Genomic DNA, 23,934 nt, shown 5'->3' on the forward strand with positions numbered 1-23,934 from the left:
GGGTCCTGACCATCCCTCGACGGCTGCGAGCTACAACAACCTGGCTTCCAATCTGGACGCCCAGGGGCGGGCGGGTGAGGCGGAGCCGCTCTATCGCAAGGCGCTCGAAATCCGCGAGCGTATGCTGGGTCCTGACCATCTCTCGACGGCTGCCGCTCACCTTCCGCTTCATACTGATTGAGGTGAGGAGGTATGGTCTTTCCGGCTTGCGTCTGCCCCGGCCGAGCCTAGCCCGGGAAGGCTGACCGCGACGTGGTCGCGAATGCGACCCGCGCGGCGAGTGTTCGTCCGCGAGAAGCCTTACCACCCGTTCAGTCCACGATTCGTCCGCCAGGGCGACAAGGGGCTCGTTCAGCGGGATGCCGGCCCCAACCGCAGACGCCCCGCGGGACGCGTGCTGCGGAGTACGCTGGAACCCCGCGGAGGCTGAGCCGTTGTCGGCTGAACCTCGACGGGGGCGCGACGGGAGAGACATCCCGTCCGGCCCTCTCGAGGGCACTGGCAATCGGGAAGCAGAGCATGCGCACTTTGGTGATTCTGGCCCTCGCGTTCGTGGCCGTCGACGCCTTCGCCTTCCAGTGGCGCTACAGCACCGAGGCGTGCAACACCATGAGGCCGTATTGCCCTTCGATGGTCCAGGACGTCAAAGACATCTTCCGCGGCGCCCGCTAGACGCCGACGGCCCGAGCACGATCGCCGAGGCCGCCGCGCTTTGGCCGCTTTGGCGTCGCATCCTGCGTCCGGATCGATGGACCGGACGATGTTCAGCAAGCTCGCAGCCACGGCCTTCGCCGTCATCGCTCTCGCGGTGGCCCCTGGACGGGCCTTGGCCTCCTGCGCCTCCGCCGGAGCTTCGATCACGTCGCCCACTTCGGCGCCCTGCGCAGCCGTCGCCCCTTCTCGCGAGCGTAAGGTCACCACGGCCAGAACGGCCCCTGCGACTGCGCGGGTCAAGGCGCCGAAGCCGGCCTCCTCCCAGCAGGACGACGACGACCAGGACCCGTCCGTCGCCATTCCCCTGGCCGGCGGCGTGAACCTGGACGGCCGCATCGGGTCCCTGCGCGCCGGCGATGGCCAGGCCACCAGCGTCGACGACGTTTCCAACCGCCGCCGGGGGACGGTGCTGCCCCGGACACGGGCCTTCTCCGGAGACGGCTTCAGGACCGCCGGTCCCCAGGCCCTGCGCAAGCGGGCGGGCGACGGCGCCGCGGTCGGATTGACGTTCGACCTGCCGCAGTAGACGCGACGAGCGTCTGCCGCCCGCCCTCGGCAGCGGCGGTCACATCACGCCGAACGTCGCGAAAGCCTCGCAGGCACTCATGCCACCCCGGATCGCCTTGGCGACCCGGTTTTCGGTACTGGCCTTCTCGAGCGCGCGGGCAATCGCTTCCTGTTCCGCCTCGCGCGGGATGATGAGCACGCCCTCGCGGTCGGCATAGACGAGGTCGCCGGGCGCGACGCGGACGCCGCCGATCTCGACCGTGCAGCGATAGTCGATGACCTTGCCCCGAGGCCCCTGGTCCTGCGCATAGAGACCCCGGCTGAACACGGGGAACCCCAGCGCCTCGATCTCCCCGGCATCCCGCGCGAAGCCATCCAGGATCGCGCCCGCCGCTTTGAGGATCTGTGCGCGCGTCGACATGAGGCCGCCCCACAGCGCGTAGCGCAGCGACGAGCCGGTGGCCACGTAGACCTCGTTCTCCCGCAGGTCGTCGAGAGCCTCCATCATGAGGCCGAAGGGCTTGCGCGCCAGCGGCCCGATCGAGCCGGCGTCGCCATCCGAGAACACGTCCGCCTCCAGCACGGGCATGGCGCGGCCCACGATCTTCATGCCCGGCTGCAACGGAGCGATGCCTGGGCTGAGGAACTGGCGACGGTAGCCCATCACGTCCAGCACGTCGCCGATGACGGCGGTGAAGAGGTCACTTCTCAGCATCTCGAAAAGGGCGGCGTCACCGGCCGCCGCTGACCCTGTGGTCATCGCTCTGTCTCCCCTTGAATGGCCCCTTGAGCATTTTCCGACGAAGTGGATTCCGGTTCGTCGAAAGAAAATGCGACAAAAAAAGAAGCTGGAGCGGTCGACATGACGCAATCAGGTCGACCGCTTTAGAACCCGTGCAGGGCGCCGCCATCGACCACGAGGACGTGGCCGGTCACGTAGGCTGCCGCGGGCGAGGCGAGGTAGGTCATGGCCCAGCCGATGTCGCTCGCCTCGCCGAAGCGGCCCATCGGGATCCGGCCCATGATCCTGCGCAGCCGTTCGGGATCGGTCCGGGTCGCCTGCTGGAGCAGGGCGGTGTCGATCCAGCCCGGCGCCACCCCGTTCACCCGCACCCCGTCGGGCGCGAGCTCGGTGGCGAGCGCGCGGACCATGCCGGCCTGTGCCGCCTTGGCGGCGGAGTATCCGATGACGTTGGGAATGCCGAGGAACGAACTCATCGAGGCGGTGAAGAGGATGCTGCCCCGCGCCGCGCGCAGCTGCGAGAGGAAGGCCCGCGAGAGAGCGAAGGCGCCGCGCACGTGAACGTCGAGCACCGCGTCGAACTCGTCCTGGGTCATCTCGCCCAGGGCCTTTTTCCGGGTGTTGCCGGCGTTGTTGACGAGGATCGAGACCGGGCCTCTCCGCACGGCGACGTCGTCGGCGAAGGCTCCCGCGTTCTCGACCCGCGTCACGTCGAACACCGCGTGCCCCGCCTCCGGCCCGAGCTCCGGAACGGCGGCAGCGAGCTTCTCCGCGTTGGTCCCAGCGATCGTGACGCGTGCCCCGGCCTGCGCGAAGCAGCGGGCGATGGCCAGCCCGAGGCCGCTGCCGCCCCCGGTCACCAGCGCGTGGTGACCCTTCAATCCGAAGATCGCATCGAGGCTCATGCCTCGTCCTCCCCGTCGAGCCTGACCATGATCTTGGTGAAGGCGCCGGGCTCCCGGTCCCACGCGGCCATGGCGTCGGGCGCCTCGTCCAGCGGCACGATCCGGGAGACGATGGTCTGCGAGGTGTCGGGCTCCTGTCGCAGCCAGGCCACCACGGCATCGAAATCCTGCAGCTGGGAGCCGCGCGATCCCCGGATGTCGAGTTCCTTCAGCAGGAACTGCTTGGTGTCGTAGGCCACGGGATGCTTGGCGTAGCCGACATAGACGACACGTGCGCAGGACGCGGCGATGTCGACGGCCTGGAGGAAGGTCACGGCCGAGCCGACGGCCTCGATCACCACGTCGCTGCCTTCGCCGCCGGTCGATGCCCGCACCCGGTCGGCGACGTCCTCGCGCGACGCATCGACGACCTCGTCCGCGCCCAGGCGGCGCGCCACGTCGAGCTTCTCGGCGCTCAGGTCGACGGCGATCGTCCTCGCGCCGCGGGCACGGGCCCCGAGCAAGGCGCCGAGCCCGATGACCCCGCTGCCCAGGATGACCACCGTCTCGTCCGCCTGAATATCCGCCCGCCGCACCGCGTGGAAGCCGACCGCAAGCGGCTCGACCAGCGCGAGATCGCGCAGCCGCAGTCCCTCGGCGGCAACCACCTTGGTGGCCGGCACCACGACGGCACCGGTCATGGCGCCCTCGCGCTGGACGCCCATGGTCTGGTTGTTGCGACAGGCGTTGAGCCGGCCCATGCGGCAGGCGTGGCAGGAGCCGCAGTTGAAGTAGGGCAGGATGGTCACCGCCTGCCCGGGGGCGAGGCCGTCGACGCCGTCGCCGAGCGCCTCCACCGTGCCGGCGATCTCGTGGCCCAGCACCCGGGGGTAGGAGATCAGCGGGTTGGCACCCCGGAACGAGGTCAGGTCGGATCCGCAGTAGCCCACCATGCGCACGCGCACGAGGACCTCGCCCGCGCCGGGTGCCGCCGGCCAGGGCCGCTCCACGATGCTGATGCGGCCGGGCTCTTCGAGTTGAAGCGCGCGCATGCCCGTCACACCTGTGCGATCGTGCAGTTGTCGATGTCGTCCCAATCGATCTCGACGCCGAGGCCCGGGCCGTCCGGCGGAGTGGCCATGCCGTCGCGGATCGGCAGCGGGGCCTTCAGCCCGAACGCGAAATTCTCGATCGGATAGAGGACCTCGAAGAAGTCGCAGTTCTTGATCGCGGCCGCGCAATGCAGGTTCACGATCTCCAGGGGGTGGAAGATCGAGGTGTGCACCTCGCAATTGACCCCAAAGGCTTCGGCCAGCCGCGCCGTCTTCATGACGCCGGTGACGCCGCCGGTCCACGACACGTCGGCCCGGACGCGGTCGACCACCCGCGTCGCGATGCACTCGGCGATGCTGTAGGGGTGCTTCGCCAGCACCTCGGTGCCCACGACCGGGATCTCGAGCGTGCGCGTGAGCTCGCGCAGCGCGTGGACGTCCTCGTCGTAGAGCGGTTCCTCGAGCCAGTAGTAGCCGAGCCGCTCGAGCTCGCGACCGAACCGGATCGACTGCTCCAGGTTGAACATCGAAACCGGGTCCGACATCAGCCGGTAGTCCGGGCCCACCGCCTCGCGAACCTTGCGATGCACGTCGATGTCGTAGTCCAGGTCGTGGCCCGGCGTGTGGAGCTTGTAGGCCTTGAGGCCTTCGGCCTTGGCCCGCAGCGCCTCCGCGACATAGGCCTGCGGGTCGGCCAGGATCATCGAGCTTGCATAGACCGGCACGCTGTCGCGGAAGGCGCCCAGATACTTGTAGAGCGGCTGTCCGGCATCGAGCGCCGACAGCAGCCAGAGGCAGGTGTCGAAAGGACCGTAGCCGTAGATGGGCAGGTGGCCCCACCAGCGATCGGCGACCCGGAAGTCGTGCCACGCCTTCTCCCGGTCCAGAGGGTCGCGCCCCAGGAAGAAGGGACGCAGCGTGTCGGCGATGAGCCGGCCCGCGCCGGCCGCCGACCGACCCGCGAAGCCGAACGTGGTGGCCTCCAGCCCCGTGTCGGTGGTCATGGTGACCACGATGAACTCGAACTTGGCGAGGTCGCCGGTGCGGAACGCGTTGGCCGCGAACTCGCCGGGCCGGCGCTGGCAGCAGCGCACCTTCACGTCGGTGATTTTCATGATAGCTGGCCCTTGTCCGGCGGCATCGACACGGGAGGGAGCGGTCCTGGACGGATCCAGGACCGTGTCCTCGTCAGAAGCGGGGCAGTTCGACTTCGCCGCCCATCCACTTGCGCTGCAGCTCGCCGATCTCCCCATTGGTCTGGAGCATGAAGATCTCGGTGTTGAGCCAGTGCAGGAAGTCCGCGTCGCCGCGACGCAGGCCGATGCCCATCGGCGCCTGCGACACGATGAACTGGACCTTCAGCTTGGGATTGCGCTGCTCGATGGCGCGGGCCAGCGCGCCGCTGGTCACGATGCCTTCGACCTGGCCGGCCAGAAGGGCCTGCGAGGTGGACGCGTCGTCCTCGTAGCGCTGCACGGTGGCGCCCTGCGGGGCCTTGCGGGTCATGACGATGTCGTTGGTGCTGGCCCGGGTGACGCCGGTCTTCTTGCCGACGAGGTCGTCGAGCTTGGTCGCGGGCTTGTCCGACGCACTGACGTAGACCTGGCTGTCGACGTAGACCGTGTTGGTGAAGGCGATGGTCCGCGCGCGCTCGGCCGTGATCGAGAACGAGTAGATGACGATGTCGAGCTTGCCGGAGGTGAGGTTGGGGATGCGGTTGGCCGCGGTCGTGTCGACCAGGTTCACCTTCACGCCGAGATCGCGTGCGATCAGCTTGGCCAGCGACACGTCGTAGCCGTCGGGCTGCATGTTGGCGTCCATCAGGCCGTAGGGCGGGGTGCCCAGCCCGACGCCGACGTTGATCACGCCGCGCTGGATCACGGCGTCGAGCGTGCTCGTGGTGGTCTGGGCCTTGGCCGGAAGCACCGTGGCGGCAAGCGCCACGAGACCCATGGCGAGATTTCTGAGATTCATGATGAAGTCCTCCCTGTTGATTGGTTCAGGCGGGCGTGGTGGCCAGTCGCTGCTCGAGGCGGCGGCTGGCGTAGGCGAGCGTCGAGCAGATCGCGAAGTAGATCGCCGCGACGCAGAGGTAGACCTGGAGGGGCTGGAACGTCGCGCTGGACACGATCTGGCCGGCCCGCGTCAGCTCGATGAAGCCGACGATGGACGCGAGCGCGGTGTTCTTGACCAGCTGGACGCAGAACCCGACGGTCGGCGGCAGGGCCACCCGGACGGCCTGGGGGACCACGATCTTCTGCATCGTCCGCCACCAGCCCAGGCCCAGCGCGAAAGCGCCTTCCCACTGGCCGCGGCCGACCGACTGGACCGCGCCGCGCCAGATCTCGCCGAGGAAGGCACCGCTGTAGAGGGTGAAGCCGATGGCCGCCGCCGCCAGCGCCGGCAGATCGAAGCCAAGTCCGGCGATGCCGAAATACACGATGAACAGGGTCACCAGCAGCGGCGTGCCCTGCAGCACGTAGATGTAGACCCGCGCGATCCCGTCGACCCAGCGGTTGCCGGAGATCCGCATAAGCGCGATGAGGGCACCGCCGACGGCCCCGCCCACCAGCGCGATCGCCGACAGGAGCAGCGTCCAGGTCGTGCTCTGGAGCAGGAAGCCGACGTGGTTCAGGCCGAAGGTCTGGAACATGGCCGCCTACCGCTCCGCCGCGCGGAACGTGAACAGCGAGCGGTCGACCGCGCCGAACGCCGTCTTGAACACGGCCGTCAGGCCGAGATAGAGCGCCGCGACGACCAGGTAGGCCTCGAGGCTGCGGAAGGTCTGGCCCTGGATGTCGTTGGCCACGCCCGTGAGCTCCGGCACCGAGATGGCGGACACCACGCTGGAGGCCAGCATGATCAGGACGAACTGGCTGGTCAGGGCGGGGTAGATCGCCGAAAGGGCAGGGACCAGCACGACGTGGCGGAACACCTGGTGGGGGCGAAGGCCCAGCGCCAGGGCGGCCTCCCGCTGGCCCTTGCCGACCGTGTCGATGCCCGCACGGATGATCTCCGTGAGGTAGGCCCCTGCATAGAGCGTGAGCGAGAGCACCGCGGCCGCCATCTCGGAGATGCGCAGGCCCACCGCCGGCAGCCCGAAATAGACGATGTAGATCTGCACCAGGAAGGGCGTGTTGCGGATCAGCTCCACATAGCCCATGGCGATCCCCGACAGGATCCGCGAGCGCGACCGACGCATCGCGGCCCCGACCATGCCGAGCATCGTGCCCAGCACCAGGGCCGAGGCGGAGAGGATCAGCGTCAGCAGCGCGCCGTGCACGAACAGGTCGCTGCGCGACAGGATGCCGGAGAAGTCGAGGTAGCCCATGGTCCCGCTCACGCCGTGAGGGAGGCCGGGGCCTGTCGCCCGGCGAGAACGCTGAACAGGTGGAGCGTGTTCTTGCGACTGCGCTCCAGGTGGCGGCGCATGGCCTCGACGACCTTGGCGCAGTCGCGCGCCACGACGGCCGCCAGGATGTCCTCGTGCTCTTCGACGGAGCGGCTGTAGTCGCCGGGGACCGACACGAACACCGTGTGCGTCTGGCTCACGATGCGGGCATGCGTCTCCGAGATCATCGGGATCCCGGCCGCGTCCACCAGGGCGCTGTGGAAGAGCCGGTCATGCGTGAGCGCCTTGGCGAGATCGTCGAGGGAGGAACTCGTGGCGTAGCGGCGGTGCTGCTCGACCGCGCGCGTCAGCCGGCGCACCAGCGCGTCATCGATGCGGCCGGTCTCGAACGCGACCTCGACCGCGCCTTTCTCGATCAGGATGCGGGCCGCATAGAGCTGCTCGACATCCGTCTCGGTGAGGCTGCGCACGACCATGCCGCGGCGCGGAACGGTGGTCACCAGCCCGTCGGCCTCCAGCCTCAGGCAGGCCTCCTTCACCGGCGTGGGGCTGATGCCCAGATCCGCCGCCAGCTCGTTGACGAGGAGCCGCTGCCCACCCGCCAGCTGGCCGCCGACGATGCGGGACCGCAGCTCCCGATAGGCCTGCTCGGCCAATGTCGTCTTGATCACGCTCATGCCTCCAGATCAGCGCATCGCGGCTCGCCAGGCAAGAAAAATTAAAAATAAAAAATTTTATTTTTGCTGGCACCCGGAGCCGTGTATGGGTCGAGGGTCACAGGCGGGTCAGGCCGCGGCCCGCGCGGCGCCCGCCGGCCCACGGAAGGGAAACACCGTGAAGATCGTCTCCGTCGACCCGTTCATCCTGCACCTGCCGCTGACCAGCGATTCGATCTCCGACTCGACCCACAGCATCACGCACTGGGGGGTGGTCGGCGCCCGCATTGCCACGTCCGACGGGCTGGTCGGATACGGTTTCACCGGAACGCATGCTCACCTGCCGTCGGACCGGCTCGTCACCTCGTGCATCGCCCATTGCTACGCGCCGCTCCTGCTGGGCGAGGACGCGGGCGACCATGCCCGGCTCTGGACGAAGCTCGCTCGCAATCCCGCCCTGCAATGGGTGGGACGCGCGGGCATCACCCACCTGGCTCTGGCTGCCGTCGACGTCGCCCTGTGGGACCTCGCCGCCAAGCGTGCCGGCGTGCCGCTCTGGCAGCATCTGGGCGGCGCGCGGCCGGCGCCCGTGGAAGCCTACAACACGGACATCGGCTGGCTCTCCTTCGACCTGCCCACGCTCATCGACAAGTCCGCCCGGGCGGTGGAGGAGGAAGGCTTCACCCGCATCAAGGTGAAGGTCGGCCACGCCGATCCCGGCACGGACATCGCGCGGCTGGCGGCGCTGCGGCAGCGGCTCGGCTCGGCCGTGCGGATCGCCATCGATGGAAACGGCAAGTGGGACCTTCCCACCTGCCAGCGCTTCTGCACGCTGGCGCGCGACCTCGACATCTTCTGGTTCGAGGAGCCGCTCTGGTACGACGACGTGGCGGGACACGCGAAACTGGCGCGCTCCACGTCCATTCCCGTGGCGCTCGGGGAGCAGCTCTACACGGTGGATGCCTTCAATGCCTTCGTTTCGGCCGGGGCCGTCGCCTATGTCCAGCCCGACGTGACGCGGCTCGGCGGCATCTCGGAATACATCCAGGTGGCGGATCTCGCTCATGCCAACCGGCTGCCGGTGGCCCCCCATGCCGGCGAGATGAGCCAGGTGCACGTGCACCTGAGCACGTGGCATCCGGCAAGCGGCATCCTGGAATACATCCCCTGGATCAAGGACCAGTTCGAGGAGCCGATCGCGGTGCGAGACGGCCTCTTCGCGCGCCCTCAGCAGCCTGGCGCCAGCACGACGCCCAAGGCGGAGGCGTTCTCCCGCTTCGGGAAGCCGCTGTCCTGAACCGCAGCTAGTCGAACCGCGGCGGTCCCGAGGTTCCGGCCTGGGCCGGGGCCTGTGCGAAGACGTGGGCCGAGCCGGTGACCGTAATGACGACGGCGGACCCCGGGGAGGGGGCCTTCGGGCTCGGGCAGGTGAGGTGGAGCAGGCCCAGCAGGCCGGCCGTCGGCGAGCCCGGAGCCTCGTCCAGGATCTCGACCGTCACGGCCGAGTGCCCGCCCTCGAAGATCACCTGCCGGACGCGGCCGGCCGCGCCGAACGTGGCCGCGGCGCCCGTCGGCGCGGGGCGGAACTCGATCTGCGACGGGCGGAGCATCATCGAGACGGGCCCGACGCGCCCGCCGGGCTCGGCGGCGACGAGGCCCAGCGCGCAGCGCACGCCCTCCGGTCCCGCCGTGCCGCGCAGGATCACCGCATCGCCCGTGAACAGGGCGGTGTCGGGATCGGCGGGGTGCAGATAGACCTGCTGCGGCGAGCCCACCTGGGCGAAGCGCCCATCGCGGATCACCGCGACCTGGTCGGCGAAGGAGAGCGCTTCCGACCGATCATGGGTGACGAGGATGCTGCCGATGCCCGCCTCGCGCAGCACGCGGCCCACCACGTCGCGTATGCTCTGGCGCAGGCCGGTGTCGAGGGCGGAGAAGGGCTCGTCGAGCAGCATCAGCCCGGGCCGGCGCGCCAGCGCGCGGGCCAGCGCGACGCGCTGCTGCTGGCCGCCCGACAATTCGTGGGGGCGCCGGTCGGCCATGGAACGGGCGAGTTCGACGGCGTCCATGAGCCCGGCGATGCGCTTGCCGCGGTCCTCGCCGGCCTCGAGCCCGAACCCGATGTTGTCCGAAACGCTCAGATGGGGGAACAGCGCGCCGTCCTGCGACACGATGCCGATGCCGCGCTTGTGCGCCGGCACCACCGCGCCCGGGCCGGCGAGCAGCCGGTCGCCGAGGCTGATCGTGCCCTCGTCCGGCATCTCGAAGCCGGCGACGAGGCGCAGGAGCGTCGACTTACCCGATCCCGACGGCCCGACGATGGCCGTGCGCCCGCCCGCCTTCACGTCGAGGTCCACGCCGCCGAGCGCCTCGACCTGGCCGAAGCGCTTGGCCAGGCCGCGAATGACGAGGTCGTTCATCGGCCGGACATCCGCCGCGACTGCGCGTGCAGGATCAGGGTCAGGGGCAGGGTCGCGATCACCATGACAGCGGCATAGGGGGCCGCGGCGGCATAGTCCAGTTCGCTGGTGAGCGACCAGAACGCGGTCGCCAGCGTCCGCGTGCCGTTGGGGGCCAGCATCAGCGTGGCCGTGAGCTCGGTGGCGGTGCCGAGCGCCACCAGGCCGAAGCTCGCGGCGACGCCGGGCGCCGCCAGCCGCAAGGTGACCTCCAGCGTGGCGCGCATGGGCGAGCGGCCGAGCGCCTGCGCCGCCCGCTCCAGCTCCACGGGCGCCTGGGCGAGGCTCGGCCGCAGGCCGGCGAGCGCCCGGGACAGGAACAGGAGCACATAGGCGACCATCACCGTGGCGGCGGTCTGGTAGAGGGGCTGGGCGACGCGCACCGTCACCGCCACCAGCGCGAGGCCGACGACGACGCCCGGCAGCGACGAGACGTAGAGATGGCACGCCTCGAGCACGCGCTGGGCCCAGCCCGGCCGGCGTACGCAGAGCCAGGCCATCGGGAAGGCCGCGACGGTGGTGGCGGCCGCGCCCGCGGTGGAGAGCGCCACGGTCTGCCAGAAGGCGGAGACGAGCTCAGGCCGCCAGATCTCGGTCCCGCCTGCCACGATCCAGCGCCCCATGATGACGGCCGGCACGCCGAGCACCAGCGCCGCGCAAAGGACCAGGAACGCGATGCTGGGCCAGCGCCAGGCGCCCAGCCGCACGCGGGGCGCGACCCGCGCCGAGCCGGGTCCCAGGCGGGCGTAGCGCTCGTTGCGCCGCAGGAGGCCGTCGCCGAACAGCAGAGCCAGGCACATCACCACCAGCACCGCCGACATCATGTCGGCGGCCGGGCCCCCGTAGGACGACTGGAACTGGTCCATGATCGCGGTCGTGAAGGTGTCGAACCGGATCATGGCGTAGAGGCCGTACTCGGACAGCAGGTGCAGCGCCACGAGAATGGAGCCTGCACCGATGCCCAGGCGGAGCTGCGGCAGGACGACGCGGTGGAAACGGCGCCAGGGGCCGTTGCCCAGCGAAGCGGCCACGTCCTCCAGCGCCGGATCGAGCCGCCGCAACTGTGCGGCGATCGGCATGTAGAGGAAGGGGTAGTAGGAGAGGACAGACACGGCCACGGCGGCCCACAGGCCGTGGAAGCCGGGCGCCAGGGTGTTCCAGGCGTAGCTCTGGACGAAGGCGGGGACGGCGAGCGGGGCGACTGCAAGCCAGGCCCAGGCGGGAGCGGCGGGAAGGTCGGTGCGTTCCGTGAGCCAGGCCGTCGCCAGCGCCAGCGCGATGGCGGGCGGAAGGGTCAGCGCCTCCAGGAGCAGCGTGTTGACGAGGAGCTCCAGCACGCGGGGCCGCAGCAGCGTCGCGACCACGACCGGGCCGCCCGCGTGGATGGCCGCCCACGCCACGAAACCCAGCGGCACGAGCGACAGCAGGGCGACCAGGAGCGCGGCCCACGTCATCGCGCTGGCCCGCTGCCCGGGATCGCCGCCCCGCAAACGCCACCAGCCGCCGGGGGACCGGCGGCCGGGCACTCTGGATGTCACTGCCGACACGCGGCTCCTCGCATCAGTGGACCTGAAGGGGGCCAGGCCTCACAGGAGACCGGCAGCCGTCATGAGCTCGATCACCTTGGGGCTGTCAAGCTTGGTCGGATCGACTTTCGGGGACTGCAGGTCGTCGAGCGGCACGAGCTTGGGATGGGAGGCCTGGCCGACACCCACCGCATACTCGAAGGCGTTGCCGGTGCGCAGGATCTCCTGGCCGCCCTTGCCCGCCACGAAGCGCAGGAAGGCCTCGGCCTCCGTCGGACGCTTGGTGGAGGCCAGGATGCCGCCGCCGGAGATCGACACGAAGGCGCCCGGATCCTGCCCGCGGAAATAATGCAGGGCCACGTTGCCGCTGTTCTCGCCGGTCTTCGCCTGGTCGCCGAACCAGTAGTAGTGGTAGATCACCGCGCCCTGGATCTCGCCGGCGTTCACCGCCTTCATGGCGGTGCTGTTGCCGCGATAGGCCACCGAGTTCTGCTTCATGGCCACGAGCCAGTCGCGGGTGGCGGCCTCGCCCTTCAGGGCGAGCATCGCGCTGACGATCGCCTGGAAGTCGGCGCCGGACGGGGAGGCGGCCCAGCGGCCTTTCCACTCGGGCTTGGCGAGGTCCATGATCGACTTGGGCAGCGTGTCGGCGTTGAGCTTGCGCTTGTCGTAGGCGAACACGGTGGAGCGCGCGGCGATGCCGACCCACTTGCCGCTCGACGGACGGAACTGCTCCGGCGCCAGCGCCAGGAGCTCTGGCGACAGCGGCTTGAACAGGCCGGCACGCTCGACGACCGCCATGGCGGGCGAGTTCTCGGTCAGGAACACGTCGGCCGGGGAGGCCGCGCCTTCCTGCACGATCTGGTTGGCGAACTGCATGTCGCTGCCCTGCCGCATCACGACCTTGATGCCGGTTTCCTTGGTGAAGGCATCGACCCAGGCCTGCGTCAGCGTGTCGTGCTGGGCGTTGTAGACGACGAGCGGGCCGTTGCCCTGTGCCACGGCCGGCGCTGCCGCAAAGGCGGCCAGCGCCACCACGAGGCCCCTGACGAGGCGGGGGAAGTCTCTGAGCATGTCCTGCAGTCCCATCAACACGGCGTTACGGGGCGACAGCTAGGGCAACTGGACAGAACGCGTCAACAATTATGTTCTTTCTTTATAATAATTCAAAACTGGGAAATTCTGAGCCGCCCGAGCAGACCGGGACGCTTTGCTGGCCGGCGGCAAGTATTGACGGAGAAAGCCCGTTGATTGACCGCGGTCCTCGGGCCGCCGGCCCCTTTGCGCTCTGTCAAGGCGGCGATGCGCGATCTGTGGTTTGCTTGGCACCATGCGGAGGAGCGACATGGGCAAGACAGACGAGATCTCGAACGGCAGGACGCGACCGACCCGGGCCAACGGAGCGCGCCGACCGGCCGCGAAGACGGCATCGCCCGCCACGGCCGACATGCCCGAGCCCGCGGCCGTCGAGGCCGTGGCCATCGAGCCCGCGGCCCCCGCGCCCGACGGCGGCGACACGGGCCGCCCGATCGTGACGGCCGCGGCTGCGCTGGGGGCGGCCACCGGCGCGGAGCGCAAGGCGCGCTCGCCGGCGAAGCGGCGCCACGACCCCGACGCCATCCGGCGGGCCTTCGAGACGGGGGAGTTCCCCTACGCCACCCGGCTCACCGAGAAGGCCTATCTCGAGCACGTGCTGCCGCTCCAGGTCGAGCTGCTCAAGCTCCAGAACTGGGTCAAGGAATCCGGCGAGAAGATCGTGGTGCTCTTCGAGGGCCGCGACGCGGCCGGCAAGGGCGGCACGATCAAGCGCTTCATGGAGCATCTCAACCCCCGCGGCGCGCGGGTGGTGGCGCTGGAAAAGCCGACCGACCGCGAGCGGACGCAGTGGTACTTCCAGCGCTACGTGGAGCAACTGCCGGCCGGGGGCGAGATCGTGTTCTTCGACCGCTCCTGGTACAACCGGGCGGGCGTCGAACGGGTCATGGGCTTCTGCTCGCCGCAGGAGTACCTGGAGTTCATGCGCCAGACGCCGGATCTCGAGCGCATGCTGGTGCGCTCCGGCATCCGCCTCTTCAAGTTCTGGTTCTCGGTGACGCGCGACGAGCAGGCCCGCCGGTTCAAGGCCCGCGAGACGGACCCGCTCAAGCAGTGGAAGCTGTCGCCCATCGACCGCGCCTCGCTCGACAAGTGGGATGACTACACCGAGGCCAAGGAAGCGATGTTCTTCTACACCGACACCGCCGATGCGCCGTGGACGGTGATCAAGTCGAACGACAAGAAGCGCGCCCGCCTCAACGCGATGCAGTTCTTCCTGTCCTCGTTGCCTTATCCCGACAAGGACCAGCACGTGGTGCGCGGGCCCGACCCCCTGATCGTCGGCTCGACGGCCGCGGTGCTGGGCATGGATCCGGGCCTGATCGGGCGCACAGTCCACCCCGATATCAAGCGCGGCGGCTGAGACGGCGCGCCGCGACCGCGGCGCCGACCCGAATCCCGCGAGAGGGGACGCGCGAACCGCCGGTCGGTCGCGGGTCCCCGCGCGTCGTTCTACCCCCTGGGGCATTGCACCTCATCCAAACGGGGCAGTGAGAACGCGCCAAATGCGACCGCCGCGTTAACTTAACCCAATGGTAAACGCAGGCGGAGGCTGGGCGGGCTCGGACCGGCGGCGGAGCTTGCGGTGACGGCCACGCAGCCGGCCCGAGTCTCCGCCTGCAGCCAAAAGACCAATGAATCCAGTGCCTCGACCGTGTCGGCTGTGTCCGATGGAGCCAAAGTGGCCTCCTGGCGGTGTCACGCGCGGGTTGCCTCGGGATTGCCCGGATGAGCCGCACCGGTCCGGTGACAATGTTAAATAGAACTTTACATATAAACGCGAACTGATTAGGTTGAAGCATCACTTAACTCACCCCCCGGAATGAGACGGGGGTGCCGAAACGGTCTTCGACCTTCGGTCATCGGGAGTGCCACATGGGCAACGGTACGCGAGCGATAGTGGTAGAGGCCGATCCGATCTACCGCGAAGGTCTCATCCGGGTGATGACCGCGGCGGGCTTCCACGCGGCGCAGGCGTTCGACGGGCTGGACCCGTTCATGACGGGCGTCGAGCCGTCGTCCGACAACCTTCTGCTGCTCATGGGGCTCGGCCATGCCGCGGCGGGCGTCGGTCCCGACGTCGAGAGCCTTCGCCGCCGGTTCCCCGGCGCCAAGCTGGTGATCCTTGCTGAAACGGGCAGCGAGCGCGATCTCGTCGATGCCCTGCAGGCCGGCGTCGACGGGCTTCTCGTGAAGCCCATCGGCTGCGACGCCCTGGTCAAGTCGCTCGAACTCGTGATGCTCGGCGAGAAGATCTTCCCGGCGCACTTCATCCGCCTGCTCGCCTGCGAGCCGGCGCCGGTCCCGGTCAAGACGGCCGATCATCATCGCGTCTTCGAGAAGCTGTCGGCGCGCGAGATGGACGTGCTGCAGGAGCTCAGCCAGGGCAGCCCCAACAAGATCATCGCGCGCCGGTTCGGCATCACGGAGGCGACCGTCAAGGTTCACGTGAAGGCGATCCTGCGGAAGATCTCCGCCCGCAACCGCACGGAAGCGGCCATCTGGGCGTGCAACTACCTGGCGCAGGTCGACCCCGGCAAACTGCAGTCGAAGGCCGTCCCGCAGCTGGCGTTCGCGGGAAGCCATTGAGCCCTTTCCAGCCCGGTTTTTCCCGAGGGAAATGCCGGGCTCGGCCGTGGCGTTTTGGCATCACGTCCGCTCTTTAAATCAATCACTCCGCACGTGTCTGTGAGTGGGTTGATCCGAGGGGAAGAATCAACGTTAACGCGAGTTGACACCCGTTTCCCGTTGCTTAACGGTTCGGATGAGTTCAGGGATTTAGGTGTCTTCCTGATTGGAAATCGAAATGCGCGCAACAAGCTCCGCTCCCGAAGGTCGAGCCATGTCCGGCGACGGTCGCGTTCCGTGGGTCGACTACTCCAAGGGTATCTGCATCATCCTCGTGGTCATGATGCATACGTCCCTGAACGTGACCGCGCGCGTCGGCGACGCCGGGTTCATGGATCATGTCGTCGCCTTCGCGCGTCCTTTCCGGATGCCCGACTTCTTCCTGCTGTCGGGGCTGTTCCTGTCGCGCGTCATCGACCGCAATTGGCGGTCGTTCAGTGACACGCGCGTGGTCCACTTCGCGTACTTCTATGTCCTCTGGACGCTCATTCTGTTCTTGTTCAAGCTGCCGATCGGCCTGGCGAAGCACGACTACGAGCTCCTGACGCCCTTCGCATGGACGTGGATCGAGCCCTACGAAGCGCTCTGGTTCATCTACATGCTCCCGATCTTCGCCGTGGTGTGCAAGCTGGCCATCAAGGTGCCGCCGCTGCTCATGCTCGCCTTCGCGGCCGTCCTGGAGAGCCTACGGATCCACACGGGCTGGACGCTCGTCGACGAGTTCGCGGCCCGGTACTTCTACTTCCTCGTCGGCTGGTACGGAGCGCGCTACTTCTTCAAGTGGGCGCAGTACATGTCGGCGAACCTCGGCGTCGCCGTCGGCTACCTGGCGGTCTGGGCGCTGGTCAACGCCGGCATGGTCTTCGCGACGGCAGGTCTCTTCCCGGGACTGCCGGCCGACATGCCGGCCAGCCAGCTTCCCGTGGTCAGCCTGGTGCTCGGGCTGGCGGGCAGCCTCGCGGTGATCACGCTCGGCTGCATCATGAGCCGCTTCAACCTGTTCGACTTCATCAGGTACTGCGGCGAGAACTCGATCGTGGTCTACTTGTCGTTCTCCATTCCGATGGTCGCCGTGAGGGCCGTGGTCCTGATGGTGCCTGGAATGACGGCAGGCTGGGCGACGCTGATCGTGACGGCCAGTGCGGTGGCCATCCCGCTCGTGTTCCATGCCCTGATCAAGAACACGAGCCTGCGGTTCCTCTATGAGCGTCCGGCGCGGTTCCGGTTGACGGGCCCCCGCACTGCGCCCGTGCCCGCATAGGTGGTGCGGCTTGTTAAGCGCGCCGGGCTAAAGTGCTCGTCCGGCGTGCTTCTTGCCTTCCGTCAAAGTGCGAATTGTAAGTTCATGCTCAGATCCGAATCAAACCGTTGAATTCTGGAACGAGGCCGACTTGATGCTCGACTACCGCCCCAGGACTTCCACCGGTGCCGGCCAATATGCCGTTTCCGCAAGTCTCGTGGCCGCTTCAGAGGAGTGGCTGCGTGAAATCCTGCGCATCCTGCAACGTCGCAGCAGGATGATCATCCTGATTGCCGGAACCATCCTGGCCCTGGGCGTGATCTACACGCTCGTGGCGGCGCGGATTTACACGGCGACGGCCACCATTCTGGTCGGGTCGAACCGGGTCAGCATCATGGCCACCGATCTGGCCAACTCGATGGGCTCGACAGAGACTTTCGTCGAGAGTCAGGTTCAGATCCTCCAGTCGGAGGCCATCGCCCGCCGCGTGATCGCCAAGCTGGAGCTGATGAAGGACCCCGAGCTGAATGGGGAACGTCCCGGTCTGGTCGGCCGTGTGGTCAACAGCGTGATCGACACGGTCGACGGCGTTATTCCTTCCTTCATGCCTCTCGACGGCCTGCGCGCAGGCGTGCAGCCGCGGGATCTGCCGCCCGAGGTGCTCGAGCGGCTGGTGATGCGCAACCTCCTGCGCAACCTCTCGGTTTCGCGACCGGTCCGGACCTTCGTGATCCGGCTGTCCTACTCGTCTCAGAGTCCGTCCAAGGCCGCCACCATCGCCAATGGGTTCGCCGAGGCGTTCATGGTGGACCAGCTCGAGGTCCAGTACGACCAAACGCGCCGGGCCGCGGCCTGGCTGAACGAGCGCCTGGAGGAGATGAGGGGCAATGTCGAGGCCGCCGAGCGGCGCGTGGAGGCCTACAGGGCCGAGAACAACCTGACGGCAGTCAGCGGGCGCCTTCTCGCCGACCAGCAAATGCAGGAACTCGACAGCCAGCTGACGGTCGCCCGTGCCAACGTGGCCGAAGCGCGGGCCAAGCTCGCGCAGATCGAAGCGATCATGAGGTCGGGCGCCGATCCCAGCGCGATGCCCGAGGCTCTGACCTCTCAGGCCATCGCTCAGCTCAAGGCCCAGTTCACCGAGGTGAGCCGCAACGCCGCGGACCTTTCCAACCGCTACGGCGCCAAGCATCCGCTGGTGCTCAGCGCCATCGAGCAGCAGGCCGGCATTCGCAAGCTGATCGACGAGGAAGTGCAGCGTATCGCGCAGACCTACAAGAACCAGGTGGACGTCGCCCTGGCACGCGAAGACTCGCTCAAGCAGACCTATGCTGAGCTCGAGGCCCGGAACGTCGAAGGCAACCGCGCGCAGATCAAGCTGCGCGAGCTCGAACGGGACGCAGCCTCCACGCGGCTCGTGTTTGAACGGTTCTTGAACCGCTTCAAGGAAATGACCGCCAACGAGAACCTTCCCAACCCCGACGCGCGCGTCCTTGCCCCGGCGTCCTTTCCCGCCAGCGCCGACCAGCCCAAGGTTCTGCTGATCATTGCTGCATCGCTCGGATTGGGCCTTCTGCTGGGCTTTGGCGCGGCATTCACGGTCGAACAGCTCGACGCGGGGCTGCGGACTCGGTCGCAGGTGGAGCAGTTGTTCGACCTGCCGTTCCTGACGTTCGTTCCGATGGCGCGCGGACGCTCACAGCAGGTGATGACCAACTTTGCCATCGAGCATCCGCTATCGAGCTACGCGGAGGCGATCCGCTCGCTGCGGATGAGCATCCGCCTCATGTCCGCCGCCGAGGAAATCAAGGTCGTCGCCGTGGCGTCGGCGCTCCCCGGGGAGGGCAAGTCGACCACCGCGATCAACCTGGCGAAGTATGCCGCCTCCTCGGGCAGCAGGACGCTCCTGATCGACGCGGACATGCGGCGGCCGACGACGACCCTGATGATGGCCAAGGCGCCTGGCACCGGCCTGCGTGAGGTGATCCAGGGCACGTCGAAGCTCGCCGACGCGGTGATCAACGACCCGCGCACCGGCCTCGATTTCCTGCCCACGGTGCGCGGCAACACCCAGGCGAACACCGGTGAACTCCTCTCGTCGGAGGAGTTCGCAAACCTGGTAGAAGTCTGCCGCCGCTCCTATGACCTCGTCGTCATCGACGTCTCGCCGATCCTGCCGGTCGTCGATGGTCGGGCCGTTCTCAACTACGTCGACAAGGTCGTGCTGATCGTCGAGTGGAACAAGACCTCCCGGCAGGTTCTGAACGAGGCTCTCCAGCTCATCAGGATGTGGAGGGAAAGCATCCTCGGCGTTGTCCTGAACAAGGCCGACATGCAGCGCATCCATCACTACGAGAGCTACAACGTCAAAAGCTACTCCAGCAAGTATCCGACCTACTACGGTCAGAGCCACTGAGCTGATAGCGGCATTCGCAACGGATCGACACCTGTGAAGAAGACCTTGATCTATCGGCTGGCCGCAGCGCTGGCGCTTGTCGTGGTTGGCTTGCCAGCCGCCGCGCAGGCTCAATATCGTCTCGGTGCGGGGGACAAGATCGAGGTCTCGGTCTACGGCGCTCCGGACCTGCAGCGTCGCGGCGCCATCAGCGCGGACGGCACGTTTCCCATCCCGCTCGTCGGCAACGTGACGCTGAAGGGGCTGACGCTCGACGAGGCCAAGGAGCGCCTGCAGGGGCTCCTGAAGGACAAGGGAATCGTCAAACTGCCGGACGTCTCCATCGACGTTTCGGAGTATCGACCGTTCTTCATGTCGGGCGACCTGTCACGCCCGGGCTCCTATCCCTATCAGCCGGGTTTGACCGTCCGCCAGGCGGTGGCTCTGGCGGGGGGCTACGACCTCGTGCGGTTCCATTTCGGCCAGAACCCGTTTGTTCAGGCCGCCGAGCTGCGCTCGGACTACGACACGTTGCGCAACGACCTCATGCGCGAGCAGCTTCGGCTGCGCCGCGTCATGGCTGAACTCGACGGCAAGCCGACCGCGAATTTCGGCTCGTTCTCCGACGTTCCGACCGATCCGGCCGTCTTCGACGAGGCCGTCGCCATCGAGCGCAGGCGCCTCGCCGAGAACCTGGACAGCGCCAAGCGCGAGCGGGCCTCCCTCGGACGCTCGCTGGACCTGGCGCGCGAGCGCCTCGTGACGCTGAAGGAGCAGGCCACGGAGGAAGTGGCCGGAACCAAGCAGCAGGACGATCAGGTCGACAAGGTTCGCCAGCTCTACGACAAGGGTCTCGTGGCCGCACAGCGGCTCCTCGACGAACAGCGCTCGGCGCTGCTCAACCGCTCGCGCCTGGCGTCGATCACCAGCGAAGCGGCGGCGGCCAAGCGTGCGGTGGAGGAGGCCGAGCGCCAGACGCAGCGCTTCGAAGAGAACCGCACGGCAAGCCTCCTGAAAGAAAAGGCCGAGGCCTTGTCGACGCTCGATCGGCTTCAGTCCCGGATCACGAGCACGGCCGAGAAGTTCGCGATCATCGGTTCCGCGCGCTCGGCGGTCGTCACGGCCGCCGGAACGGTGCCCGAAGTCACGATATTCCGCCGCACCGGTGAAAAGGCGGTCCGGATCCAGACGGACGAGGACGCGACCCTCCTTCCGGGCGACGTGGTGGAGATCACCCTGAAGGCCGGAAAGCTCTTGGGAATGGCCGTTCAGTAGGGAAGGCCGATCGGAGCTCACATGGCCAGCGAAACGCCGTCGTCCCATCCGTTCAGCATCCCTTTCGTCGCGAGGACGGAGGATGAGTTCGCGCAAGAGCTCGCCACCTCCAGCCCGCCGGCGGGCGGCGGAGCGGCGCTGATCGTGACGGCGAACGTGGCGCATATCGTCGAACTCAGGCGCAACGCCCGATTTCGCCGCGCCTACTCCCACGCGTGGCGGGCCACGGCGGACGGAACCCCCGTGTACCTTTATGCGAACGCGCGAGGGGCGAACCTCCCCGGGCGACTGACCGGCTCCGGATGCTTCGCAAAGCTGATGGATAAGTTGCGGCCCGACGCCCACAGGTGCTTCTTCGTTGCTCCGTCCGACGAGGCGGGCGCCCGATGCTGCAAGTGGCTGCAAGAACGTGGCTTTCCTGCCGAGCAGAACGCCTACGTGGTGCCTCAATACGGATTCGAGCAGGATGACGCGGCGTCGCTGAGCTTGGCGCGGGCCATCCGGGCCCACCGGGCGACCCATGTGTTCTTCGCCGTGGGTGCCCCGAAATCGGAGATCTGGATCCACGAGCATAGCGGCGAACTGGGTGATTGTTTCGCGATGTGCATCGGCGCCGGCATCGAGTTTTTCGTGGGCATCAAGAGCAGGGGCCCGCACTGGATGGGGGCCGTCGGCATGGAGTGGCTGTTCAGGTTGCTGAGCGAGCCACGCCGTCTGGGGTCGCGCTACCTCGTCGAGTCGTGGTCGTTCCTGGCTGCCGTCTGGGACGACGTAACCGGTCGCCGCCTCGTGCGAAGCGAGTAGCCCTTCATCGGATCGAACGCGGGGCCCCTGGCCGACGCAACAGTGGCGGTATGAGTATGTCGGACAACGCACCAACCCGTACGATGCCGACGACGTCGGCCCACGGTGTCGCCGCCCGCGCCGCTCCCGCTCGCTTCATTCATCTGGACTTCCTCCGGGGCGTCGCCGCGCTGATCGTCACGGCGGGACACCTGAGACATTTCCTGTTCGAGACCTATGCCAACATGGCGGCGGCCGGCGTTCAGGTCGGGCTCTTCTGGAAGGCGTTCTATTTCATCTCCGGGCTGAGCCACGAGTCCGTCATCGCGTTCTTCGCCTTGAGCGGCTTCCTTGTCGGAGGCAAGGTCCTCTCTGACCTCAGGCGCGATCGGTTTTCGTGGATCACGTTCCTCCTGAGGCGTTTTTCGAGGCTGTGGATCGTCATCCTTCCCACCCTTGCGCTCACGTTCCTGTTCGATCGCCTGGGCGTTGCCTTCTCGGATGGGGCGCTCTACGCGGGAAACTACTACAAGATCTACTCGTCGGGCCCGGATGGCGTATCTGACCTGAAGCTCACGACTTTCCTGGGGAACATCTTGTTTCTCCAGAAGATCTTCGTTCCGACCTACGGCACCAACACGCCGATGTGGAGCCTGGCCAACGAGTTCTGGTACTACATCTTCTTCGCGGCCGCATTCTGGGCGCTGCTGCGGCGCAGCGCCGTGTCGATCCTCGTGGGTCTGCCCCTCGCCGCGGGCGTTGCCTTGCTGGTTCCGACCTATTTCTACGAAGGGGCGGGAATCTGGCTGGCCGGCGCCTGTTCGGCCTGGATCGCCCAGGAACGCAGCTTCCACCGTGTTCTTGCAGACTGGCGGGTGCGCGTCGCGTGCCTGGCGATCGCGGCAGCAGGGATCGTCCTCACCAAGGCGGTACCCGATCACATGTCCGACCTGGCGCTCGGCCTCATGATCAGCGTCGCGCTTCCCGCCCTGGCTCACACCCGGAGTTCCAGCAGGGCTTACGACGCGACGGCCAAGTGGCTCTCCGACATCTCGTACACTCTCTACCTCACGCACATGCCGCTGGTCGTGGCGATCGTCGCGATCGTCTTCGCGCCCCAGCGCTCCGTCCCGAACATCGGTCAGTTCGGGATCTTCCTTCTGCTGCTGACGATCTGCCTGATCTGGGCACGGGCGGTGTGGCACGTCTTCGAGCGGAACACCGATGTCGTCTACGCGAGCCTGAGCAAGACGTTCTCAGGTCCGGCGGTTCGCCTCAGCACCCGCGGGGAACCGTCCCCCTGACACGCCGAGCATCGCCCGCATCCCGCGCACTCTCGCCGCGATCGCGCGGCCTCGCCCGACGACTCGCCTTCATGACACCGCTGTCAGGCATCCGCTTCGTCGGTCAACCTCAGCAGCATCGACGCGCGCAGAGTTCCGAGGAGCAGCCAGAAATACCAATTGAAGCTCAGGTAGCCGAGAATATTGTCCGAGTAACAGATCGACATGTAGAACGCGACGAGGGCGATCGTGAAGGCTGCCGCCTCGCGAGACCTGCGGTAATTCTTGAGAGCCCCCCAGGCTATCCAGAGGAACAGGGCGACGTAGGCGAGAAAACCGAAGACACCGGTTTCGAAGAGCAGTTGCACGTAGACGCTGTGTGCGTTGAAGCCTTCGGTGTCCAGGAAAAAGAAGGTGGGCGCATGGATCTGGAATGAGAACAATCCGTAACCGAAGATCGGGTCCTGTCTGATCCATGTGAACGCGGCGTCCCACAGCATCAACCTCCACTCGTAGGAGTTGACGATGATGCCGTTGCCGATGAACTCTGTTTCGCCCTTGAGGTCGAGCAGGCGCTCCTGGATCTGCGGGACGAGCAGGAGCAAGGGCGCGAACAGAGCGCCCCAGAGCAGCTTGCGATGGTGGAGGAGGGCGATCAGGCCGAAGGCCAGAGCGATCCCGACCCACGCGCCCCGGGTCTGCGTCATGACCAGGAGCAGGCTTGCCGCTCCCCCGACGCCGGCGAGCAGTGCCCGCTCGGCCGTGGTGTGGCTGTAGAGGCGGGAGAACCACACGAAGACGAGCGTGATCAAGAGGACGGCCAGGTAGAACGCAAAGATGTTGGGGTGCGGAAACGTCGACTGCGCGCGCTCCGCGTCGAACCGAATGAAACCGTAGATGATCGGCACGGCACTCGATGCGATGATGACGTTCAGGATCTTGACGATGTCGCGCGGGTGCCGGATCAGCCCGAAGGGCGCCGCGAACAAGGCGCAGTAGGTCAGCAGCGTGGCCAGGTATCGCACCGCCCCGACCTTGTCCGGGGTATGGAGGATGGAAAACCCGCACAGGACGAAGAAAATCGGCCACACCGGTCCGATCGCATTGCGCTTGTCGCCCGAGGACGCTCGCAACAGGATCACCGCTGCCGCGATCACCACGATGTTCAGGACGGCACCGATGGGACCGCCCAGGGCATTCAGGGCATTATCGAGTGACGCACGGACGAGCAGGACCCCGAACAGCACCTGACGTGCCGCATTGGCAAGTCCATAGGAGCCTTGCGGTGCAGCCAGGACCTGGCCATTGGGATCGAGCACTGTCTCTGAAGGCGACTGCACCGG

General features: G+C 67.4%; 23 protein-coding genes. 11 read left to right on the top strand and 12 right to left on the bottom strand.

Annotated features, from left to right (window positions below):
- From Q0Q47_RS24865 to Q0Q47_RS24875, 3 genes are all read left to right on the top strand, one after another.
- On the top strand, positions 1-181 hold a 181-nt coding region (locus Q0Q47_RS24865; RefSeq protein WP_293866479.1), incomplete at its 5' end, for a tetratricopeptide repeat protein.
- Between the two features lie 338 nt (positions 182-519).
- Positions 520-672 carry a hypothetical protein gene (locus tag Q0Q47_RS24870; protein WP_293866482.1) on the top strand — a complete coding sequence of 51 codons (153 nt, stop codon included), beginning with the start codon at positions 520-522 and terminating at the stop codon, positions 670-672.
- An 88-nt stretch (positions 673-760) separates the two neighbouring features.
- Positions 761-1,240, top strand: coding sequence for a hypothetical protein (locus Q0Q47_RS24875; RefSeq protein WP_293866485.1), 480 nt, complete (start codon positions 761-763; stop codon positions 1,238-1,240).
- Positions 1,241-1,279: 39 nt separating this feature from the next.
- On the opposite strand, the gene Q0Q47_RS24880 is transcribed toward Q0Q47_RS24875, so the two are convergent.
- The 8 genes from Q0Q47_RS24880 to Q0Q47_RS24915 all read right to left on the bottom strand — a co-directional run bounded on the left by Q0Q47_RS24880 (position 1,280) and on the right by Q0Q47_RS24915 (position 7,928).
- Complete coding sequence (locus Q0Q47_RS24880) at positions 1,280-1,981, bottom strand: RraA family protein (RefSeq protein ID WP_293866488.1); 702 nt, start codon at positions 1,979-1,981, stop codon at positions 1,280-1,282.
- A gap of 125 nt (positions 1,982-2,106) precedes the next feature.
- A complete protein-coding gene (locus Q0Q47_RS24885; RefSeq protein WP_293866491.1) occupies positions 2,107-2,868 on the bottom strand; it encodes an SDR family oxidoreductase in 762 nt (253 codons plus the stop codon).
- On the bottom strand, positions 2,865-3,899 hold the full coding sequence (locus Q0Q47_RS24890; protein WP_293866494.1) for a zinc-binding alcohol dehydrogenase family protein: 1,035 nt from the start codon (positions 3,897-3,899) through the stop codon (positions 2,865-2,867). The genes Q0Q47_RS24885 and Q0Q47_RS24890 overlap by 4 nt, the downstream gene beginning before the upstream one ends.
- 5 nt (positions 3,900-3,904) lie before the next feature.
- Entirely contained in the window at positions 3,905-5,014 is a 1,110-nt protein-coding gene (locus Q0Q47_RS24895) for an enolase C-terminal domain-like protein (protein WP_293866497.1), read from the bottom strand.
- Positions 5,015-5,087: 73 nt separating this feature from the next.
- On the bottom strand, positions 5,088-5,873 hold the full coding sequence (locus Q0Q47_RS24900; RefSeq protein ID WP_293866500.1) for a transporter substrate-binding domain-containing protein: 786 nt from the start codon (positions 5,871-5,873) through the stop codon (positions 5,088-5,090).
- A gap of 25 nt (positions 5,874-5,898) precedes the next feature.
- Complete coding sequence (locus tag Q0Q47_RS24905; protein WP_293866503.1) at positions 5,899-6,552, bottom strand: amino acid ABC transporter permease; 654 nt, start codon at positions 6,550-6,552, stop codon at positions 5,899-5,901.
- A gap of 6 nt (positions 6,553-6,558) precedes the next feature.
- Positions 6,559-7,230 (bottom strand): amino acid ABC transporter permease, encoded by a 672-nt coding sequence (locus Q0Q47_RS24910; RefSeq protein WP_293866506.1) that lies wholly within the window; start codon positions 7,228-7,230, stop codon positions 6,559-6,561.
- Positions 7,231-7,238: 8 nt separating this feature from the next.
- Positions 7,239-7,928 (bottom strand): GntR family transcriptional regulator, encoded by a 690-nt coding sequence (locus Q0Q47_RS24915; RefSeq protein ID WP_293866509.1) that lies wholly within the window; start codon positions 7,926-7,928, stop codon positions 7,239-7,241.
- A 157-nt stretch (positions 7,929-8,085) separates the two neighbouring features.
- On the opposite strand from Q0Q47_RS24915, the gene Q0Q47_RS24920 reads away from it, so the two are divergent.
- Positions 8,086-9,204, top strand: coding sequence for a mandelate racemase/muconate lactonizing enzyme family protein (locus tag Q0Q47_RS24920; RefSeq protein ID WP_293866511.1), 1,119 nt, complete (start codon positions 8,086-8,088; stop codon positions 9,202-9,204).
- A gap of 7 nt (positions 9,205-9,211) precedes the next feature.
- Here Q0Q47_RS24920 and Q0Q47_RS24925 read toward each other — a convergent pair whose 3' ends face one another.
- From Q0Q47_RS24925 to Q0Q47_RS24935, 3 genes are all read right to left on the bottom strand, one after another.
- Positions 9,212-10,327 (bottom strand): ABC transporter ATP-binding protein, encoded by a 1,116-nt coding sequence (locus Q0Q47_RS24925; protein ID WP_293866514.1) that lies wholly within the window; start codon positions 10,325-10,327, stop codon positions 9,212-9,214.
- Positions 10,324-11,820, bottom strand: a complete 1,497-nt coding sequence (locus Q0Q47_RS24930; RefSeq protein WP_293866517.1) for an iron ABC transporter permease — start codon at positions 11,818-11,820, stop codon at positions 10,324-10,326. The genes Q0Q47_RS24925 and Q0Q47_RS24930 overlap by 4 nt, the downstream gene beginning before the upstream one ends.
- A 132-nt stretch (positions 11,821-11,952) precedes the next feature.
- On the bottom strand, positions 11,953-12,966 hold the full coding sequence (locus Q0Q47_RS24935) for an iron ABC transporter substrate-binding protein (protein ID WP_293866520.1): 1,014 nt from the start codon (positions 12,964-12,966) through the stop codon (positions 11,953-11,955).
- A 271-nt stretch (positions 12,967-13,237) separates the two neighbouring features.
- Between Q0Q47_RS24935 and ppk2 the strand changes: the two genes are divergently transcribed.
- The 7 genes from ppk2 (at position 13,238) to Q0Q47_RS24970 (ending at position 22,612) form a co-directional block, all read left to right on the top strand.
- Entirely contained in the window at positions 13,238-14,350 is a 1,113-nt protein-coding gene (ppk2, locus tag Q0Q47_RS24940) for a polyphosphate kinase 2 (protein WP_293866523.1), read from the top strand.
- Between the two features lie 512 nt (positions 14,351-14,862).
- A complete protein-coding gene (locus Q0Q47_RS24945) occupies positions 14,863-15,576 on the top strand; it encodes a response regulator transcription factor (RefSeq protein WP_293866526.1) in 714 nt (237 codons plus the stop codon).
- Between the two features lie 253 nt (positions 15,577-15,829).
- On the top strand, positions 15,830-16,876 hold the full coding sequence (locus Q0Q47_RS24950) for an acyltransferase family protein (RefSeq protein WP_293866529.1): 1,047 nt from the start codon (positions 15,830-15,832) through the stop codon (positions 16,874-16,876).
- A gap of 133 nt (positions 16,877-17,009) precedes the next feature.
- Entirely contained in the window at positions 17,010-19,271 is a 2,262-nt protein-coding gene (locus tag Q0Q47_RS24955; RefSeq protein WP_293866616.1) for a polysaccharide biosynthesis tyrosine autokinase, read from the top strand.
- A 33-nt stretch (positions 19,272-19,304) separates the two neighbouring features.
- Positions 19,305-20,525 carry a polysaccharide biosynthesis/export family protein gene (locus Q0Q47_RS24960; protein WP_293866532.1) on the top strand — a complete coding sequence of 407 codons (1,221 nt, stop codon included), beginning with the start codon at positions 19,305-19,307 and terminating at the stop codon, positions 20,523-20,525.
- Positions 20,526-20,546: 21 nt separating this feature from the next.
- Positions 20,547-21,329, top strand: a complete 783-nt coding sequence (locus tag Q0Q47_RS24965) for a WecB/TagA/CpsF family glycosyltransferase (protein ID WP_293866535.1) — start codon at positions 20,547-20,549, stop codon at positions 21,327-21,329.
- Between the two features lie 83 nt (positions 21,330-21,412).
- A complete protein-coding gene (locus Q0Q47_RS24970) occupies positions 21,413-22,612 on the top strand; it encodes an acyltransferase (protein WP_293866538.1) in 1,200 nt (399 codons plus the stop codon).
- 83 nt (positions 22,613-22,695) lie between these two features.
- Here the strand turns inward: Q0Q47_RS24970 and Q0Q47_RS24975 are convergent, their stop codons facing one another.
- Positions 22,696-23,931, bottom strand: a complete 1,236-nt coding sequence (locus tag Q0Q47_RS24975) for an O-antigen ligase (RefSeq protein WP_293866541.1) — start codon at positions 23,929-23,931, stop codon at positions 22,696-22,698.
- Positions 23,932-23,934 lie beyond the last annotated feature (3 nt).

This window comes from uncultured Alsobacter sp. (genome assembly GCF_945952055.1).
Classification (GTDB): Bacteria; Pseudomonadota; Alphaproteobacteria; order Rhizobiales; family Beijerinckiaceae; genus Alsobacter.

Coding starts and splice junctions, on each gene's coding strand:
- Q0Q47_RS24890 (WP_293866494.1), bottom strand. CDS start 3,899: ATGCGCGCGCTTCAACTCGAAGAGCCCGGCCGCATCAGCATCGTGGAG.
- Q0Q47_RS24935 (WP_293866520.1), bottom strand. CDS start 12,966: ATGCTCAGAGACTTCCCCCGCCTCGTCAGGGGCCTCGTGGTGGCGCTG.
- Q0Q47_RS24900 (WP_293866500.1), bottom strand. CDS start 5,873: ATGAATCTCAGAAATCTCGCCATGGGTCTCGTGGCGCTTGCCGCCACG.
- Q0Q47_RS24885 (WP_293866491.1), bottom strand. CDS start 2,868: ATGAGCCTCGATGCGATCTTCGGATTGAAGGGTCACCACGCGCTGGTG.
- Q0Q47_RS24945 (WP_293866526.1), top strand. CDS start 14,863: ATGGGCAACGGTACGCGAGCGATAGTGGTAGAGGCCGATCCGATCTAC.
- Q0Q47_RS24955 (WP_293866616.1), top strand. CDS start 17,010: ATGCTCGACTACCGCCCCAGGACTTCCACCGGTGCCGGCCAATATGCC.
- Q0Q47_RS24930 (WP_293866517.1), bottom strand. CDS start 11,820: ATGACGTGGGCCGCGCTCCTGGTCGCCCTGCTGTCGCTCGTGCCGCTG.
- Q0Q47_RS24905 (WP_293866503.1), bottom strand. CDS start 6,552: ATGTTCCAGACCTTCGGCCTGAACCACGTCGGCTTCCTGCTCCAGAGC.
- Q0Q47_RS24895 (WP_293866497.1), bottom strand. CDS start 5,014: ATGAAAATCACCGACGTGAAGGTGCGCTGCTGCCAGCGCCGGCCCGGC.
- Q0Q47_RS24950 (WP_293866529.1), top strand. CDS start 15,830: ATGTCCGGCGACGGTCGCGTTCCGTGGGTCGACTACTCCAAGGGTATC.
- Q0Q47_RS24880 (WP_293866488.1), bottom strand. CDS start 1,981: ATGACCACAGGGTCAGCGGCGGCCGGTGACGCCGCCCTTTTCGAGATG.
- Q0Q47_RS24925 (WP_293866514.1), bottom strand. CDS start 10,327: ATGAACGACCTCGTCATTCGCGGCCTGGCCAAGCGCTTCGGCCAGGTC.
- Q0Q47_RS24915 (WP_293866509.1), bottom strand. CDS start 7,928: ATGAGCGTGATCAAGACGACATTGGCCGAGCAGGCCTATCGGGAGCTG.
- Q0Q47_RS24970 (WP_293866538.1), top strand. CDS start 21,413: ATGCCGACGACGTCGGCCCACGGTGTCGCCGCCCGCGCCGCTCCCGCT.
- ppk2 (WP_293866523.1), top strand. CDS start 13,238: ATGGGCAAGACAGACGAGATCTCGAACGGCAGGACGCGACCGACCCGG.
- Q0Q47_RS24910 (WP_293866506.1), bottom strand. CDS start 7,230: ATGGGCTACCTCGACTTCTCCGGCATCCTGTCGCGCAGCGACCTGTTC.
- Q0Q47_RS24870 (WP_293866482.1), top strand. CDS start 520: ATGCGCACTTTGGTGATTCTGGCCCTCGCGTTCGTGGCCGTCGACGCC.
- Q0Q47_RS24875 (WP_293866485.1), top strand. CDS start 761: ATGTTCAGCAAGCTCGCAGCCACGGCCTTCGCCGTCATCGCTCTCGCG.
- Q0Q47_RS24965 (WP_293866535.1), top strand. CDS start 20,547: ATGGCCAGCGAAACGCCGTCGTCCCATCCGTTCAGCATCCCTTTCGTC.